The 15567-nt window shown below is 73.5% G+C and carries 15 protein-coding genes; 11 read left to right on the forward strand and 4 right to left on the reverse strand.

Annotated features, from left to right (window positions below; genetic code table 11):
- The first annotated feature begins 18 nt into the window (after positions 1 to 18).
- The 3 genes from AB0447_RS29020 (at position 19) to AB0447_RS29030 (ending at position 3578) form a co-directional block, all read left to right on the forward strand.
- Positions 19 to 1251 (forward strand): PP2C family protein-serine/threonine phosphatase, encoded by a 1233-nt coding sequence (locus AB0447_RS29020; RefSeq protein WP_366479826.1) that lies wholly within the window; start codon positions 19 to 21, stop codon positions 1249 to 1251.
- A gap of 390 nt (positions 1252 to 1641) precedes the next feature.
- On the forward strand, positions 1642 to 2982 hold the full coding sequence (locus tag AB0447_RS29025) for a transcriptional regulator (protein ID WP_366479789.1): 1341 nt from the start codon (positions 1642 to 1644) through the stop codon (positions 2980 to 2982).
- A 65-nt stretch (positions 2983 to 3047) separates the two neighbouring features.
- The gene (locus tag AB0447_RS29030) at positions 3048 to 3578 is read left to right on the forward strand and encodes an NUDIX hydrolase (protein ID WP_366479790.1); all 531 of its coding nucleotides are present in this window, start codon (positions 3048 to 3050) and stop codon (positions 3576 to 3578) included.
- A 24-nt stretch (positions 3579 to 3602) separates the two neighbouring features.
- Here AB0447_RS29030 and AB0447_RS29035 read toward each other — a convergent pair whose 3' ends face one another.
- Together AB0447_RS29035 and AB0447_RS29040 are read right to left on the reverse strand one after the other, a co-directional pair.
- Positions 3603 to 4256: a hypothetical protein gene (locus AB0447_RS29035; protein ID WP_366479791.1), complete on the reverse strand. Its 654-nt coding sequence runs from the start codon at positions 4254 to 4256 to the stop codon at positions 3603 to 3605.
- Positions 4257 to 4464: 208 nt separating this feature from the next.
- The gene (locus tag AB0447_RS29040) at positions 4465 to 5358 is read right to left on the reverse strand and encodes a 3-hydroxybutyryl-CoA dehydrogenase (protein WP_366479792.1); all 894 of its coding nucleotides are present in this window, start codon (positions 5356 to 5358) and stop codon (positions 4465 to 4467) included.
- 139 nt (positions 5359 to 5497) lie between these two features.
- Between AB0447_RS29040 and AB0447_RS29045 the strand changes: the two genes are divergently transcribed.
- The gene (locus AB0447_RS29045) at positions 5498 to 6727 is read left to right on the forward strand and encodes a family 10 glycosylhydrolase (protein ID WP_366479793.1); all 1230 of its coding nucleotides are present in this window, start codon (positions 5498 to 5500) and stop codon (positions 6725 to 6727) included.
- A gap of 43 nt (positions 6728 to 6770) precedes the next feature.
- On the opposite strand, the gene AB0447_RS29050 is transcribed toward AB0447_RS29045, so the two are convergent.
- Positions 6771 to 6974, reverse strand: a complete 204-nt coding sequence (locus AB0447_RS29050; protein ID WP_366479794.1) for a DUF1918 domain-containing protein — start codon at positions 6972 to 6974, stop codon at positions 6771 to 6773.
- A gap of 62 nt (positions 6975 to 7036) precedes the next feature.
- Positions 7037 to 8032 (reverse strand): DMT family transporter, encoded by a 996-nt coding sequence (locus AB0447_RS29055; RefSeq protein ID WP_366479795.1) that lies wholly within the window; start codon positions 8030 to 8032, stop codon positions 7037 to 7039.
- Between AB0447_RS29055 and AB0447_RS29060 the strand changes: the two genes are divergently transcribed.
- The 7 genes from AB0447_RS29060 to AB0447_RS29090 all read left to right on the forward strand — a co-directional run bounded on the left by AB0447_RS29060 (position 8031) and on the right by AB0447_RS29090 (position 15564).
- Positions 8031 to 9488, forward strand: a complete 1458-nt coding sequence (locus AB0447_RS29060; RefSeq protein ID WP_366479796.1) for a PLP-dependent aminotransferase family protein — start codon at positions 8031 to 8033, stop codon at positions 9486 to 9488. The genes AB0447_RS29055 and AB0447_RS29060 overlap by 2 nt on opposite strands.
- Positions 9489 to 9519: 31 nt before the next feature.
- Entirely contained in the window at positions 9520 to 10101 is a 582-nt protein-coding gene (locus AB0447_RS29065) for a histidine phosphatase family protein (protein WP_366479797.1), read from the forward strand.
- A 15-nt stretch (positions 10102 to 10116) separates the two neighbouring features.
- Positions 10117 to 10863, forward strand: a complete 747-nt coding sequence (locus AB0447_RS29070; protein ID WP_366479798.1) for an N-acetyltransferase — start codon at positions 10117 to 10119, stop codon at positions 10861 to 10863.
- Positions 10864 to 11184: 321 nt separating this feature from the next.
- Positions 11185 to 12213 carry an N-acetyl-gamma-glutamyl-phosphate reductase gene (gene argC / locus AB0447_RS29075; RefSeq protein ID WP_366479799.1) on the forward strand — a complete coding sequence of 343 codons (1029 nt, stop codon included), beginning with the start codon at positions 11185 to 11187 and terminating at the stop codon, positions 12211 to 12213.
- Entirely contained in the window at positions 12210 to 13379 is a 1170-nt protein-coding gene (gene argJ / locus AB0447_RS29080) for a bifunctional glutamate N-acetyltransferase/amino-acid acetyltransferase ArgJ (protein ID WP_366479800.1), read from the forward strand. Before argC ends, argJ begins: the two co-directional genes overlap by 4 nt.
- Positions 13376 to 14290 (forward strand): acetylglutamate kinase, encoded by a 915-nt coding sequence (argB, locus tag AB0447_RS29085; protein WP_366479801.1) that lies wholly within the window; start codon positions 13376 to 13378, stop codon positions 14288 to 14290. Before argJ ends, argB begins: the two co-directional genes overlap by 4 nt.
- Positions 14287 to 15564 carry an acetylornithine transaminase gene (locus AB0447_RS29090; protein ID WP_366479802.1) on the forward strand — a complete coding sequence of 426 codons (1278 nt, stop codon included), beginning with the start codon at positions 14287 to 14289 and terminating at the stop codon, positions 15562 to 15564. Before argB ends, AB0447_RS29090 begins: the two co-directional genes overlap by 4 nt.
- The last annotated feature ends 3 nt before the right edge of the window (positions 15565 to 15567 follow it).

Genomic DNA, 15567 nt, shown 5'->3' on the forward strand with positions numbered 1-15567 from the left:
GGCCGGAACGAGATGACGATGCGCGGGGAGATGCCCCGGGTGCGCCGGGTGTGCGTCCTTGCCTGGACGGGTGCCGCGGTGTCCTGGGAGCTGTCCTCCCCGGGGGCGCTGGGACCGAGCCTGGCCAGCTGCGCGGCCTTCCTGCTGCTGGCCACCGCCTGCGCTCTGCACGTCCGGCAGCGGCTGCTCGGCGAACTGCGCCGCACCCGGGAGATCGCGGGCGCGGCCCAGCGCGCACTGCTGCGGCCGCTCCCGCCACGGATCGAGGGCCTGGCGCTGGCGGCCGTACACGGGGCGTCGGTGGGCGGGGACCTGTACGACGCGCTGCCGACGCGGTACGGGGTGCGGGTGGTGATCGGAGACGTACGCGGCCACGGACTGCCCGCGCTGAGCGCGGCGGCGGCCGTGCTGGGGGCTTTCCGGGAGGCGGCGTACGACGAGCCCACGCTGGACGGGGTGCTGCGGCGGATGGAGCGGGCACTCCACCGGCACCTGCGGGACCGGGTGCGGTGGGAGCATCCGGCGGCGGGAGGGGGCGAGCCGGAGTCGCCGGTGGCGGAGGAGTTCGTGACCGTGCTGCTGCTGGAGATCGGGCGGGAGGGTGCGGTCCGCGCGCTGAACTGCGGCCACCCCTGGCCCTACCGCCTCCCGGCCCCGGCCGCCGGCGCGGCCGGGGGCCCGGGCGTCGCGGAGCTGGAGCCCTGCGGGGCTGTTCCCCTACCCGCCCCTTCCCGAAACCGGGGGCTGCGCCCCCAGCCCCCCGGGTCGGGCGCTTCGCGCCCGGTGCGCTCAAACGCCGCGCGGGCTGGATGTGCGGAGCACATCCCAGCCCTGCCGGCGTTTGAGGCGCGGGGTCCGGGGCGGAGCCCCGGTTACGGGAAGGGGCGGGGAGGGGAACAAGCCCCGCAGGGGGACCCGGCCGGGCCGGAGCTGCTCGCCGGGGGCGAGACCTTGCCCCCGCTCGGGGTGTGGCCGCTGCCCGCCGAGCTGGAGGCGCAGCACTGCGGGGAACTCCGCCCCGGGGAGGGCCTGTTCCTGCACACCGACGGTGCGGCCGAGGCAAGGGACCGGGACGGCCGGTACTTCCCGCTCGGCGGGGCCATCGAGGAGGAGGCTGCCGCAACCCCCGCCCGCCTCGTCGCCGGCGTCCACGCCGCCTTGCTGCGCCACACCAGCGGGCGGCTCGCCGATGACATCGCCCTGCTGGTGCTGCGCAACGACCGCCGCCGGCCCGCCGGGCACCGCCCCTGAAACGGTGGTCCGGCGTCCGCCGGCTCCGGCGGGGCCGAGGGAGGCCGTGCGGAGCCGGCGGAGCCGCTGCGAACCGGGCCCGGGTGGGTGGGGGCCGGCCCGCTCCGCCGGGACCGGCGACCAACCGGCCGCGGCGGAGCCAAGACGCGCCGCCCGCCTGCCATGGAGTGTCGGGCAGACAGCAGAACGGGCGGCGCTGGTACGGGCCGTCGCACTGTACGAGGGGGAGCCGACGGCCCGAGCTGCCTCTTGGCGAGGCGAGAGCTTCAGTCAACCGTCCCGCGGCACCCCGCGGCAGAGTGCGCGGCGCATTTATGCGCGCACTCGGTTCACACCCCGTGTGAATCCCGCACCCACTAGCCTGGGACCGACGAGCCCTTGGAGGGGCCCATGCAGTCCAATGCTCTGCTCGATGCCCTCCTCGCCGAGGCGGGCATGTCCCATGCCGGACTCGCCGCCCATGTCAACCAGGCCGGCCGCTCCCGCGGTCTCGCTCTCCGGTACGAACACACGGCCGTCGCACGTTGGTTGAAGGGCCAGCGGCCGCGCGGCCAGGTGCCCGATCTGATCTGCGAGGTGCTGGGGCAGCGGCTGCGCCGCCCGGTCGGCCTGGACGACATCGGGCTGGGCGTGCCGGGCCAGGCCGCCTCCCCGCACGGCTCCCCGCTGAGCGGGTTCGTGGACCGGGCGACCGCGCTCTGGCGGGCCGACGAGCAGGGCCGTCCCCAGCTGCTGAGCGCGGGCGCGGTGACCGGGACGCCCGCCGTGATCCCCGTATGGGAGTGGGAGAACCCGCCGGAGGACGCGGACGTGTCACGGGACGGGCCGCTGCGGATCGGGCCGGAGCACATCGAGATCCTGCGCGCCGCCCGCGACCACTACGAGCTGATGTACCGGCGGGCCGGCGGGATGGCCACCCGGTCCCGGATCGTCCGCTTCCTGGGCAGCGAGACCGCGCCCATGCTGCGCGGCAGTTACCCCGATGCGCTGGGCCGCAGGCTGTACCGGGCGTCCGGCTCCCTGGTGGCGGTGGCGGGCATCTGTGCGTACGACTCGGACGCCCACGGCCTGGCGCAGCGGTACTTCCACCAGGCGCTCCGGCTGGCGAAGGCCAGCGGGGACCGGGGGCTGGGCGCCTATGTGATCGCGCTGATCGTCAACCAGTCCCTGCATCTGCGGGAGTTCCGGCAGGGGGTGGCCTTCGCGGAGGCGGCGCTGCGGGCGGCCGGGCGGCACACCACTCCGGCGCTGGCCGCCGACCTGCACGCCATGCAGGCCAAGGCCTATGCGCAACTGGGCGATACGGCGGCCGCGTTGGCCTGCATCCGGCAGGCGGAGGCGGCGGCGGAGCGGATCCGGCGAGGGAGTGAACCGGACGAGACCGGGTACGTGCAGCCCGGTCTGGTCAATGTGCAGGTGGCCGAGGCCCTGCTCAGTCTGGGCGATCTGGACGCGGCGCACGAGCAGGCGGCGGCGGCCGTCGGGACCCCGGCGCACGACCGGGGGCGGGTACACCGGCTGGCCATGCTGTGCGAGATCCAGCTGCGGCAGGGGGAGGCCGACCGGGCCGTCGCGGCGGCGGCGGAGATGGCCGAGCGGGCCAAGGGGATGGAGTCGCTCCGGCTGCGGGACCGCTTGCGTGCGGTCCGGGAGCAGCTGCTGACCAGCGGTTGTTCCGGTGCGGAGGAGACCGCCCGGCTCATCGACGGGGCGCTGCGGGTTCCGCTCTGACGTTTCGCCAGGCTTGTGCACCTGCTGCCATGTTGCCACCTACTCGAACGGAAGGTGGCAAAACCGTGCAGTGGACGAACCTGAGTGAGCAGACCGTGTACAAGAACCGTTGGTTCGACGTGAATCTCGCCGATGTGGAACTCCCCGACGGCCGGCACCTGGACCACTTCGTCATCCGGCTCCGCCCGGTGGCCGTCGCCACGGCCGTCAACGAGGCCAACGAGGTGCTGCTGCTGTGGCGGCACCGGTTCATCACCGACAGCTGGGGCTGGGAACTGCCCGCCGGAGTGGTCGAGGACGGCGAGGACATCGCGCGCGCCGCCGCCCGCGAGATGGAGGAGGAGTCGGGCTGGCGGCCCGGCCCGCTCCACCACCTGATGACCGTCGAGCCGGCGAACGGGCTTACGGACGCCCGCCACCACCTCTACTGGGCGGACGGGGCGACGTACATAGGGCACCCGGAGGACGACTTCGAATCCTCACGCCGCGAGTGGGTGCCCCTCAAACTCGTGCCGGACATGATCGCCCGCGGGGAAATCCCGGCCGCCAACATGGCGGCCGGGCTCCTCCTGCTCCACCATCTCCGGCTGGGATGACGGGACGACCGCTGCCGCTGCCCCTCACTTGTTGATGCACTTCTGACCGAAGACCTCGTCGTAGGCGGTGTCGTAGCCGACGGCATAGGCGTTCTGATAGGCCTGGATCAGGACGTTGGGCGTGGCCGGAGGCTTCAGGCGCGCGTTCGGGCGGTTGAGATCGCACTTCTCGGCGTCCTCGCGGCCCAACGTCTCGCCCGCGGCCTTTCCTGCGGCGGCCATGGTCGCCGGCGTCTGCTGCTGGGCAGGGGGCGGTGGCGGGGGCGGTGGCGGTGGCGCCGGAGGCTTGGGCTGGTTGGCGCAGTGCTGTGGGTAGGCCTTGTCAAAGGCCTGGTCGTAGCCGTAGCGGTAGCCGGCGTACTTGCCGCGCTCGAAGGCGTTGGGGTTGGGGGGGAGCGGCGGCACAAGGGTCTTGTTGCAGATGGGCGGCCTGCCGTGGCGGCTGCCGGCGTCGGAGCCGTCGCGGTACCCCTGCCGGCAACCCTTGTGATAGTCGTCCTGCGGGGCTTTGCTCAGTCCGTGGCAGACGGTGGGGGCGGTCACGGACTCGGCGGTGGTGGACGGGGTCCGGGCGGATGCCCGGTCCGATGCGCCGGCGGGGGCGATCGCCAGGAGGGACAGAGCCAGCGCGGGTGTGGTCAGCACGGCGAAGGAGCGCCTACAGGCGTGGCGGGGCATGGTCATCCTTTTCGGGCCGATGGGCCCGGTCCGCAGCAACGCGGCGTGTCCCGTGATCCCGGGGGCCGCGCCGGGGTGGCCGGGACGGCAGGAAAACGCAGCGGACATCGCCATTCTATCGCCGGCCGCCCCCGTCAACCCGGTGGCGGCGATACGCACGACGCCCCTTTCCCCGGCCGGGGAAAGGGGCGTTCGAAGGACCGGCGGGTCAGCCGTACGGGTAGAAACCCGAGCCGGTCTTGCGGCCGAGGCGGCCCGCGTCGACCATCCGCTGAAGCAGCGGGGGAGCCGCGTACAGGGGCTCCTTGAACTCGGCGTACATCGAGTCGGCCACCGAGGCCACGGTGTCCAGGCCGATCAGGTCCGCCAGCTTCAGCGGGCCCATCGGGTGGGCGCAGCCCAGCTCCATGCCGTTGTCGATGTCCTCACGGCTCGCGATGCCGGACTCGAACATCCGGATCGCGGACAGCAGGTACGGGATGAGCAGGGCGTTGACCACGAAGCCGGAACGGTCCTGGGCGCGGATCGCGTGCTTGCCCAGCACGTCCCGCACCAGGGCCTCGGCCCGCTTGACGGTCTCGTCCCCGGTGGTCAGGGCCGGGATCAGCTCGACGAGCTTCTGCACCGGCGCCGGGTTGAAGAAGTGGATGCCGATGACCTGGTCCGGCCGCGAGGTCGCGACGGCCAGCTTCACCAGCGGGATGGAGGAGGTGTTGGACGCGAGGATCGCGTCCGGGCGGGTGACGACCTGGTCGAGGACCTGGAAGATCTCCGTCTTGACCTGCTCGTTCTCGACGACCGCCTCGATGACCAGGTCGCGGTCCGCGAACTCGCCGAGGTCGGTGGTGAAGCTGAGCCGGGCGACGGTGGCGTCCCGCTCCTCCTCCGTGATCTTGCCGCGTTCGGCGGCCTTGCTGAGGGAGTTGATCAGCCGGGTACGTCCGATCTCCAGGGCTTCGCCGGTGGTCTCGGCGACCTTGACCTCAAGGCCGCTGCGGGCGCACACCTCGGCGATGCCCGCGCCCATCTGGCCACAGCCCACTACGCCGACGCGTGTGATGTCGGAAGGGAGGTCAGTCACTTCGTGCCTTTCGCTGCTCATCCGTCGGCGGGTCCCCCGTACGATTCCGGCGCCCGCCACGCCCCCCGACGTTACTCCCGACCCTGCGTCCACCGGTGGGCCGGGGCGGGCATGCTGGGCGCACACACCGCAATGTCACCCAGCGCAAGGGAGCTGTCACATGGCGTACATCGGCCGTCGGAGTCTGCTGGCCACAGCGGCGGGGGTGCTCGCCGCCACTGCGGCCGGCGCGGCTCCCGGGCTGCCCCGGCGGGCCCCGCTGCCCGCCGAGTTCCGCGGGATGTGGATCGCCTCCGTGCACAATCTCGACTGGCCCTCCGCCACCGGTCTGAGCGCCGAGGAGCAGCGCTCCGAGCTGATCTCCCTGCTGGACACCGCGGTGCGGCGGCGGCTGAACGCGGTGGTCCTCCAGGTGCGCCCCACCGCCGACGCGATGTGGCCCTCCGCGCTGGAGCCCTGGTCGCAGTGGCTGACCGGGGTGCAGGGCCGCGATCCGGGCTGGGACCCGCTGGGCACGGCCGTGGCCGAGGCGCATGCCCGGGGGCTGGAGCTGCACGCCTGGTTCAACCCGTACCGGGTGGCGAACACCCACTCCGACCCGTCCCGGCTCGCCGCCGGCCATCCGGCCCGGACCAACCCGGACTGGACCGTGCCGTACGCCGGGAAGCTGTACTACAACCCGGGCATGCCGGAGGTCCGGGCCTTCGTGCAGGAGGCGATGCTCGACGCGGTGTCCCGCTACCCGCTGGACGCGGTGCACTGGGACGACTACTTCTACCCCTACCCCTCGGAGGGGCGGCACTTCGACGACGATGCGGCGTACGAGCGGTACGGGGCCGGGTTCGGCTCCCGCGCCCAATGGCGGCGGCACAACACGGACCTGCTGGTGAGCGAGATGTCCCAGCGGATCAAGGCGCTGCGGCCCGGGGTCCGGTTCGGCGTCAGCCCGTTCGCCGTGTGGCGCAACGGCGACCGGGACCCGCTGGGCTCACCGACCCGGGCGGGCATCGCGACGTACGACGACCTCTACGCGGACACCCGCAAGTGGGTCACCGAGCGCTGGCTCGACTACATCGCGCCGCAGTGCTACTGGCACATCGGGCACAGCACGGCCGACTACGCGGCGCTGGTGCCCTGGTGGGCCCGGACCGTGGCCGGCACCGGGGTGGACCTGTACATCGGGGAGGCGCTGTACCGGTGCGACCGGAACAGCGAGACCCGGGCCTGGCGGGACCCGGCGGAGCTCTCCCGGCACCTGACGCTGGCCGGTAAGCACGCCGGGGTCCGCGGCCACGTCCACTTCTCGGCGAAGCAGGTGGTCGCGGACCCCAACGGGGCCATGGCCAGGGTCGTCGCCGACCACTATCAGGCGGCGGTGCCGCCGCGCTGAGCTCTCATTCGGAGCTCTCGGTCCGAGTTCTCAGTCCGAGCCCTCAGTGGTCCTCTTCGGGCCGGCCGGGGTGGCGCACCACGCAGTCCGGGCCGGGAGACATGATGGCCTCGTGCCCGTCCGAGAAGCGGACCCGGTAGGGAGGGGTGCCGTTCTCGCCCAGGACCTGGGTGATCTCACCCAGCTTGTCGTGCTGGCCCACAACTCGGCCGTGCTGAACCAACTGGTCGCCCTCGGTCGCTCGCATGTGCTGACCTCCCTCGGAGCCGGGCTGATCCGGTGACGTCAGTTTACGGCGATTCGCCGGATTTAGTCCCGCTGGGTGAGGGCGATGCAGACCAGTACGGCGCAGGCGGCCAGCGGGGTGGCGGGGGACAGCTCCTCGCCCAGCAGGACGACCGCCCAGACCAGGGTGAGCAGCGGCTGGGCGAGCTGGAGCTGGCTGGCCCGGGTCGCGCCGATCCGGGCCATGCCGCGGTACCAGACGTACAGGCCGAGGAAGGTGGAACCGGCCGCCGCCCAGACCAGCCCGGCGATGCCGTGGCCGGTGAGGTGGACGGGCTCGTACGCCAGACCGGCCGCGGCGCCGGCCAGCGAGAGGGGCAGGCACAGCACCAGCGCCCATCCGATCACCTGCCAGCCCGGCATCGCCCGGGCCAGCCGGCCGCCCTCGGTGTAGCCGGCCGCGCAGGCCAGCAGGGCGGCGAAGAGGAACCCGTCGCCGGCCGAGACCGCTCCGCCGCTCTGGGCCAGCGTGAAGCCCAGGACGACCACGGCGCCGGTGACCGCGGCGGCCCAGAAGGTGCGGGACGGCCGGGCGCCGGTGCGCAGGGCGGCGAACACGGCGGTGGTGAGCGGCAGCAGGCCGACCACCACCGCGGCGTGCGAGGTGCTGGAGGTCTGCAGGGCGAGGGTGGTGAGCAGCGGGAAGCCGATCACCACGCCTCCGGCGACCACGGCCAGCCCGGCCCGGTGCTCGCGGGCGGGCAGCGGCACCCGCAGGGCGAGCAGGAACCCGCCCGCGATCAGCGCGGCCAGGGTGCTGCGCAGGGACACCAGGGACCAGGGGCCGAAGCTCTCCAGGCCCCAGACGGTGGAGGGGAAGGTCAGCGAGAAGGCGATGACGCCGAGCGCGGCCATGAGGATGCCGGTGCGGGCCGGGCCGGCCGTCGAACCGGTCGGCGTGGTGCCGGTGGCGGTGGCGGTGGCGGTGCCGGTGGCGGCGCCGGAGTGGCTGGCGGGGCGGGTGCCGGTGGGCGGAACCGCTATCCCCGTGGAGCTGGTAGCGCTATTCTGTGTCCTCATGAATGAGCGTAGCAGTGTGGCCGAGCTGGCGGAATCTCTGCGATCCGAGCTCAACCGCTACTCGATCGGTGGAAAGCTCCCGTCGAGCCGGGCTCTCGTCGAGCGCTACCGGGTCAGCCCCGTGACGGTCTCCCGGGCGCTGGCCCAGCTCGCGGCCGAAGGGCTGGTCGTCACCCGCCCCGGCGCCGGCGCCTTCCGGGCCCGACCGCGCAGCGCCCCGCAGCCCGCCGGGGACACCTCCTGGCAGGAACTCGCCCTCAGCGCCGAAGCCGCGGGCGAACTCGTGCCGCGCTCCGTCGACGCCTCCGGCGTCCTGGTCTCCCTCGCCCAGCCCCCAACGGGGGTGATCGAGCTCAACGGCGGCTACCTCCACCATTCCCTTCAGCCCGAGCGGGCCATGGCCGCCGCCCTCGCCCGGGCCGGCCGCCGTCCCGGAGCCTGGGGGCGGCCGCCGATGGAGGGGCTGCCCGAGCTGCGCGACTGGTTCGCCCGGCAGATCGGCGGCGCCGTCACCGCCGCCGACGTCCTGATCACGGCGGGCGGGCAGAGCGCCCTCACCACCGCCCTGCGGGCCCTCGCGCCGCCCGGCGCGCCCGTACTGGTGGAGTCCCCGACCTATCCCGGCCTGCTGGCCATCGCCCGTGCCTCCGGCTGCCGGCCGGTCCCGGTCCCCGGCGATGCCGACGGCGTCCGGCCGGAGCTGCTCGCCGCCGCCTTCGAAGCGACCGGCGCGCGGGTCTTCGTATGCCAGCCGCTGTTCCGGAACCCCACCGGGTCGGTGCTGTCCGCCGAGCGGCGGGCGGAGGTGCGGCGGATCGCCCGTGCGGCCGGGGCGTTCGTGGTCGAGGACGATTACGCCTGGGCGCTGGCCCACGAGGACGCCGGTCCGCTGCCCGCCACGCTCGCCGCCGACGACCCCGACGGGGTGGTGGTCCACGTCCGTTCGCTCACCAAGGCCACTTCGCCGAGCCTGCGGGTGGGCGCCCTCTCGGCCCGCGGGCCCGTGCTGGACCGGCTGCGGGCGATCCAGGTGGTGGACAGCTTCTTCGTGCCCCGCCCGCTCCAGGAGACCGCGCTGGAGCTGGTCGGCGCCCCCGCCTGGCCCCGCCACCTGCGGGCCGTCGCCGCCGAACTCCGGCACCGTCGCGAGGTGCTGGCCGGGGCGGTCCGTTCGGGGCTGCCCGCCCTGACGGTTCCCCACCTGCCCGCCGGCGGCTACCAGTTGTGGGCGCGGCTGCCCGAGGGGGCCGACGAGGCGGGCTTCGCCGCCGCCGCCCTGCGGGCCGGGGTGGCCGTCGCCCCCGGCCGGCCGTACTTCTGCGCCGAGCCGCCCGGCCCGTACGTCCGGCTGAGCTTCGCCGGAGTGGCCGGCCCGGCCGAGCTCACCGAGGCGGTACGCCGGCTGGCGGCCGCGGCGGCCGGCGCGGGGCTGCCGGAACCCGGCCGAAACGCTTGACCCGGAGGGGCCCGCGCCGCACCATCGCCGCATGCATGTTCGGGTCTCGCTCGTCGCCGCAGCCCGCAGCTCCGCACTGCTCGCCGAGCGCTTCGACGACGACCGGCCGCTGGACGGGGCCGGCTGGCGGGCGGTGGAGGCCGCCGCCCGCGAGCTGGTGCCGCTCGGGGGAGCCGACCTGCGCTACTGCTCGCCGACCCCGCGCAGCCGGGCCACCGGCCAGGCCCTCGGGTACGCCCCGCTCGCCCAGCCGGCGCTGCGCGAGTGCGACATGGGCCGCTGGCGGGGCCTGACCCTGGCCGAGGTCACGGCCCGCGAGCCCGGCGCGGTGGACCTCTGGCTCAGCGACCCGCACGCGGCCCCGCACGGCGGGGAATCCCTGCTCGCGTTCATCTCCCGGATCGGCGGCTGGCTGGACACCCGGCCGGCGGACGACGGCGGGGCGATCGTGGCGGTCGCGGAGCCCTCGGTGGTCCGGGCCGCCCTGGTGTACGCGCTGAAGGCACCCCCGCTGACCTACTGGCACGTGGACGTCCGCCCCCTGGCCACCCTCAACCTGACCGGCTGCTCCGGCCATTGGTCGCTTTCCTTGCGGGCTCCCGAAACGATCTAGACCTAGGGTGTCGGCATGACCGACATAGAGATCACCACGCTCGCGGAACGTCCCCATCTGGCCGGCCGGCTCTGGGAGATGGAGGACTCGTGGCCCGAGTTCGCCTGCAACGACCAGATCTCCTGGCTGCTCTATCCGCGCATGGTGGCCGAACTGCCGGACTACGTGCTGGTCGCCACGGACGGCGGCCGGGTGATCGCCCGCGGGTTCAGCGTGCCCTTCGCCCTGCACGCCCCCGACCGCGGCGAGCTGCCCGCCCGCGGCTGGGACCAGGTCCTCCTGTGGGCCTTCTCCGACCTGCGGCGCGGGCTCGCGCCGGACACCGTGAGCGCGATCGAGATCACCGTGGCCACCGGCCGGCAGGGCGAGGGGCTGTCCGGCCGGATGCTCGCCGCGATGCGCGAGAACGCCCGGTCGCGCGGCTTCGCCGAGGTGGTGGCGCCGGTCCGGCCCAGCGGGAAGCCCGCCGAGCCGGACACCCCGATCCACGAGTACGCGTACCGGACCCGCGAGGACGGCCTGCCGTACGACCCCTGGCTGCGCGTGCACGTCCGCGCGGGCGGGGTCATCGACTCGGTGGCACCGCTGTCCATGACGATCTCCGGCTCCCTGGCCGAGTGGCGGGCCTGGACCGGGCTGCCCTTCGACGCGGCCGGCCCGGTCCGGGTGCCCGGCGCCCTGGTCCCGGTCCAGTGCGCACCGGAGCACGGCCATGCGGTGTACGTGGAGCCCAACGTCTGGGTCCGGCACGCCCTGGGCTGAGCGCGCGCCGTGCCACCGCCGTGCCTCCGCCGTGCCGCCGCCCGGTCCACGGCCGCCGGACCGCCGGAATTGCATGCAGCGGCGAAGCCGGTGGTGTGTTTCCGGGCGGCGCCGGTCAGGGAGACTGAGGTGTCGTGATCGCTCGTGAGGGAGGTCGAACCGAGGGGAAACGGCCCGCCCCCGGGCAGCCCGCAGGGAAGCCCGCCCGATACCGGTCCCGGCGCACCGGGACGGCCCTCGGCACCTGACACATCAGCACTCCAATTCTTTGCATAAGCGTGCAGGACTACGTATAGTCATGCCATCAATGAGGAGGGTTCGATGGTGGTACGTGTAGCGGTGGCCGGAGCGAGCGGGTACGCGGGTGGCGAGGTCCTGCGCCTGCTGCTGTCCCACCCCGAGGTGGAGATCGGCGCCCTCACCGGCAACTCCAACGCCGGGCAGCTCTTCGGCGGCCTGCAGCCGCACCTGGTCCCGCTCGCCGGACGCACCCTGGAGCCCACCAACGCCGAGGTCCTCGCCGGACACGAGGTGGTCTTCCTGGCCCTGCCGCACGGCCAGTCCGCCGCCGTCGCCGCCCAGCTCGGCGAGGACGTCCTCGTCGTCGACATGGGCGCCGACCACCGGCTCGAGGATGCCGCCGACTGGGAGAAGTTCTACGGCTCCCCGCACGCCGGCACCTGGCCCTACGGCCTCCCCGAGCTGCCGGGCGCCCGCGCCGCGCTCGCGGGAGCCAAGCGCGTCGCCGTCCCCGGCTGCTACCCCACCGCCGTCTCGCTCGCCCTCTGGCCGGCCTACGCGGAGGGGCTCGCCGAGCCCGAGGCCGTGATCGTCGCCGCCACCGGCACCTCCGGCGCCGGCAAGGCCCTCAAGCCGCACCTGCTCGGCTCCGAGGTGATGGGCTCCATGAGCCCCTACGGCGTCGGCGGCGCCCACCGCCACACCCCCGAGATGGTGCAGAACCTGAGCGCCGCCGCCGGAACCAGGGTCGCGGTCTCCTTCACCCCCACCCTCGCCCCCATGGCCCGCGGCATCCTCGCGACCTGTAGCGCCAAGGCCTCCGCCGGCACCACCGCCGATGCGGTGCGCGCCGCGTACGAGAAGGCGTACGCCGACGAGCCGTTCGTCCACCTGCTGCCCGAGGGCCAGTGGCCGGCCACCGCGTCCGTCTACGGTTCCAACGCCGTCCAGCTCCAGGTCGCGTACGACGAGTCCGTGCAGCGGATCATCGTCGTCAGCGCGATCGACAACCTGACCAAGGGCACCGCCGGCGGCGCTGTCCAGAGCATGAACATCGCGCTCGGGCTTCCCGAGGGCCTCGGACTTTCCACGATCGGAGTCGCACCGTGACGGTCACGGCAGCACAGGGATTCACCGCCGCGGGCATCGCGGCCGGCATCAAGGCGAGCGGCAACCCGGACCTGGCCCTCGTGGTCAACCACGGTCCCCGGCTCGCGGCCGCGGGTGTCTTCACCTCCAACCGCGTCAAGGCCGCCCCGGTGCTGTGGTCCGAGCAGATCCTGCGCGGCGGCACGGTCAGCGCGGTGATCCTCAACTCCGGCGGCGCCAACGCCTGCACCGGCCCCCAGGGCTTCCAGGACACCCACGCCACCGCCGAGAAGGTCGCCGAGACCCTCAACAAGCAGGGCATCGGCGAGCACAACGCCGGCGAGATCGCGGTCGCCTCGACCGGCCTGATCGGCGTCCTGCTCCCCATGGACAAGCTGCTGCCCGGCGTCGAGACGGCCGTCGCCGCACTCTCCGCGGACGGCGGCGAGGAAGCCGCCGTCGCCATCAAGACCACCGACACCGTCCACAAGACCGCCGTGTTCACCGGCGACGGCTGGACCGTCGGCGGCATGGCCAAGGGCGCGGGCATGCTCGCCCCCGGCCTGGCCACCATGCTCGTCGTCCTCACCACCGACGCCGACCTGGACAGCGCCGCCCTCGACCGGGCGCTGCGGGCCGCGACCCGCACCACCTTCGACCGGGTCGACTCCGACGGCTGCATGTCCACCAACGACACCGTGCTGCTGCTCGCCTCCGGCGCCTCCGGCGTCACCCCCGCCCAGGAGGAGTTCGCCGAGGCCGTACGGACCGTCTGCGACGACCTCGCCCGCCAGCTGATCGGCGACGCCGAGGGCGCCAGCAAGGACATCCGCATCGAGGTCATCGGCGCCGCCACCGAGGACGAGGCCGTCGAGGTCGGCCGGACCATCGCCCGCAACAACCTGCTCAAGTGCGCCATCCACGGCGAGGACCCGAACTGGGGCCGGGTGCTCGCCGCCATCGGCACCACCCGGGCCGCCTTCGACCCGGACCGCCTCAACGTGGCCATCAACGGCGTCTGGGTCTGCAAGAACGGCTCCGTCGGCGAGGACCGCGACCTGGTCGACATGAAGGAGCGCGAGGTCAAGATCACCGCCGACCTGTCGGCCGGCTCCGAGAGCGCCGTCATCTGGGCCAACGACCTGACCGCCGAGTACGTCCACGAGAACAGCGCGTACTCCTCATGAGCGGCACACCGGCGCGGAAGCACACCGCCCTCCCCAAAGCGCAGACGCTGATCGAGGCGCTGCCGTGGCTCACCCGGCACCACGGCAAGACCGTCGTGATCAAGTTCGGCGGCAACGCCATGGTGAACGAGGAGCTGAAGGCCGCCTTCGCCCAGGACGTGGTGTTCCTGCGGCAGGCCGGCATCAAGCCCGTCGTGGTCCACGGCGGCGGCCCGCAGATCAACGCCCAGCTCGACAAGCAGGGCCTGGTCAGCGAGTTCAAGGCCGGCCTGCGGGTCACCACCCCGGAGGCCATGGACGTCGTACGGATGGTCCTGGCGGGCCAGGTCCAGCGGGAGCTGGTCGGGCTGCTCAACCAGCACGGGCCGCTCGCCGTCGGCATGACCGGCGAGGACGCCCACACCATCTCCGCCGTGCAGCACCGGCCGCAGATCGACGGCGAGCTCGTCGACATCGGCCGGGTCGGTGTGATCACCGCCATCGACACCGGGGCCATCGAGGCCCTGCTGGACGACGGCCGGATCCCCGTCATCTCCTCCATCGCGCGCAGCGCCGACGACGACCACGTCTACAACGTCAACGCCGACACCGCGGCGGCCGCGCTCGCCGCCGCGCTCGGCGCCGAGACCCTGATGGTCCTCACCGACGTCGAGGGCCTCTACGCGGACTGGCCCAACAGCGACGAGGTCATCAGCCAGCTCACCGCCAGCGAACTGGAGAAGCTGCTGCCCGAGCTCTCCAGCGGCATGGTTCCGAAGATGGAGGGCTGCCTGCACGCCGTACGCAACGGCGTCCGCACCGCCCGGGTCATCGACGGGCGGGTCCAGCACTCGATCCTGCTGGAGATCTTCACCGACGAGGGAATCGGCACGATGGTCGTGCCGGACGGGATCCAAGGGGGAGCCAAGTGACCGGCACCACCACCGGCGGCAACGCCGGCACCGGCAGCGAGGCCGGCACCGGCAGCGAGGCCGGCACCACCGGCAACGGCGGCAATCAGGGGTTCGGCGCGCGCTGGCAGGGCGCGCTGACCAACAACTACGGCACACCGGCGGTGGCCCTGGTCCGCGGCGAGGGCGCCCAGGTGTGGGACGCCGACGGCCGCCAGTACACCGACCTCGTCGGCGGGATCGCCGTCAACGCGCTCGGCCACGCCCACCCGGCCGTCGTGGAAGCCGTGTCCCGGCAGATCGCCACCCTCGGCCACGTCTCCAACCTCTTCGCCTCCGAGCCCGTCATCGCGCTCGGCGAGCGGCTGCTGCAGCTCTTCGGCCGCGAAGGCCGGGTTTTCTTCTGCAACTCCGGCGCCGAGGCCATCGAGGCCGCCTTCAAGATCGGCCGGCTGACCGGCCGGAGCCACATGGTGTCCACCGCCGGCGGCTTCCACGGCCGGACCATGGGCGCCCTCGCGCTCACCGGCCAGCCGTCGAAGCAGGGCCCCTTCCTGCCGCTGCCCGGCGACGTCACCCACGTCCCCTACGGCGATGTGGAAGCCCTGCGGGCCGCCGTCACCGAGGAGACCGCGTTCCTCGTCATCGAGCCCATCCAGGGCGAGAACGGTGTCGTGGTGCCGCCGGCCGGCTACCTGAAGGCCGCCCGCGAGATCACCCGCGCCACCGGCACCCTGCTCGTCCTCGACGAGGTGCAGACCGGCATCGGCCGCTGCGGCACCTGGTTCGAGTACCAGGCCCACGAGGGCGTCGAGCCCGACCTCGTCACGCTTGCGAAGGGTCTGGGCGGCGGCCTCCCGCTCGGCGCCGTCGCCGCCTTCGGGGACGCGGCCGCCCTGCTCCAGCCCGGCCAGCACGGCACCACCTTCGGTGGGAACCCGGTCGCCTGCGCCGCCGGACTCGCCGTCCTCGACACCATCGCCGCCGACGGACTCCTCCAGCAGGTCAAGGAGCGGGGCGAGCGGCTGCGCTCCGGAATCGAGGGCCTGGGCCATGAGCTGGTCTCCCACGTCCGCGGCTCCGGCCTGCTGCTGGGTATCGTGCTGACGGAGCCGCTCGCATCGAAGGTGCAGCAGGCGGCTCAGGAAGCCGGCTTCCTGGTCAACGCGCCCGCCCCCGACGTCGTACGGCTGATGCCTCCGTTCGTCCTCTCGGAGGCAGAGGTGGACGCGTTCGTCCGGGCCCTGCCCGGCATCCTCGACACGGCCCACGGGGACGGACGATCCGGAGAATGAGAC

Source organism: Streptomyces sp. NPDC051211, from assembly GCF_040689505.1.
Lineage (GTDB): Bacteria > Actinomycetota > Actinomycetes > Streptomycetales > Streptomycetaceae > Streptomyces.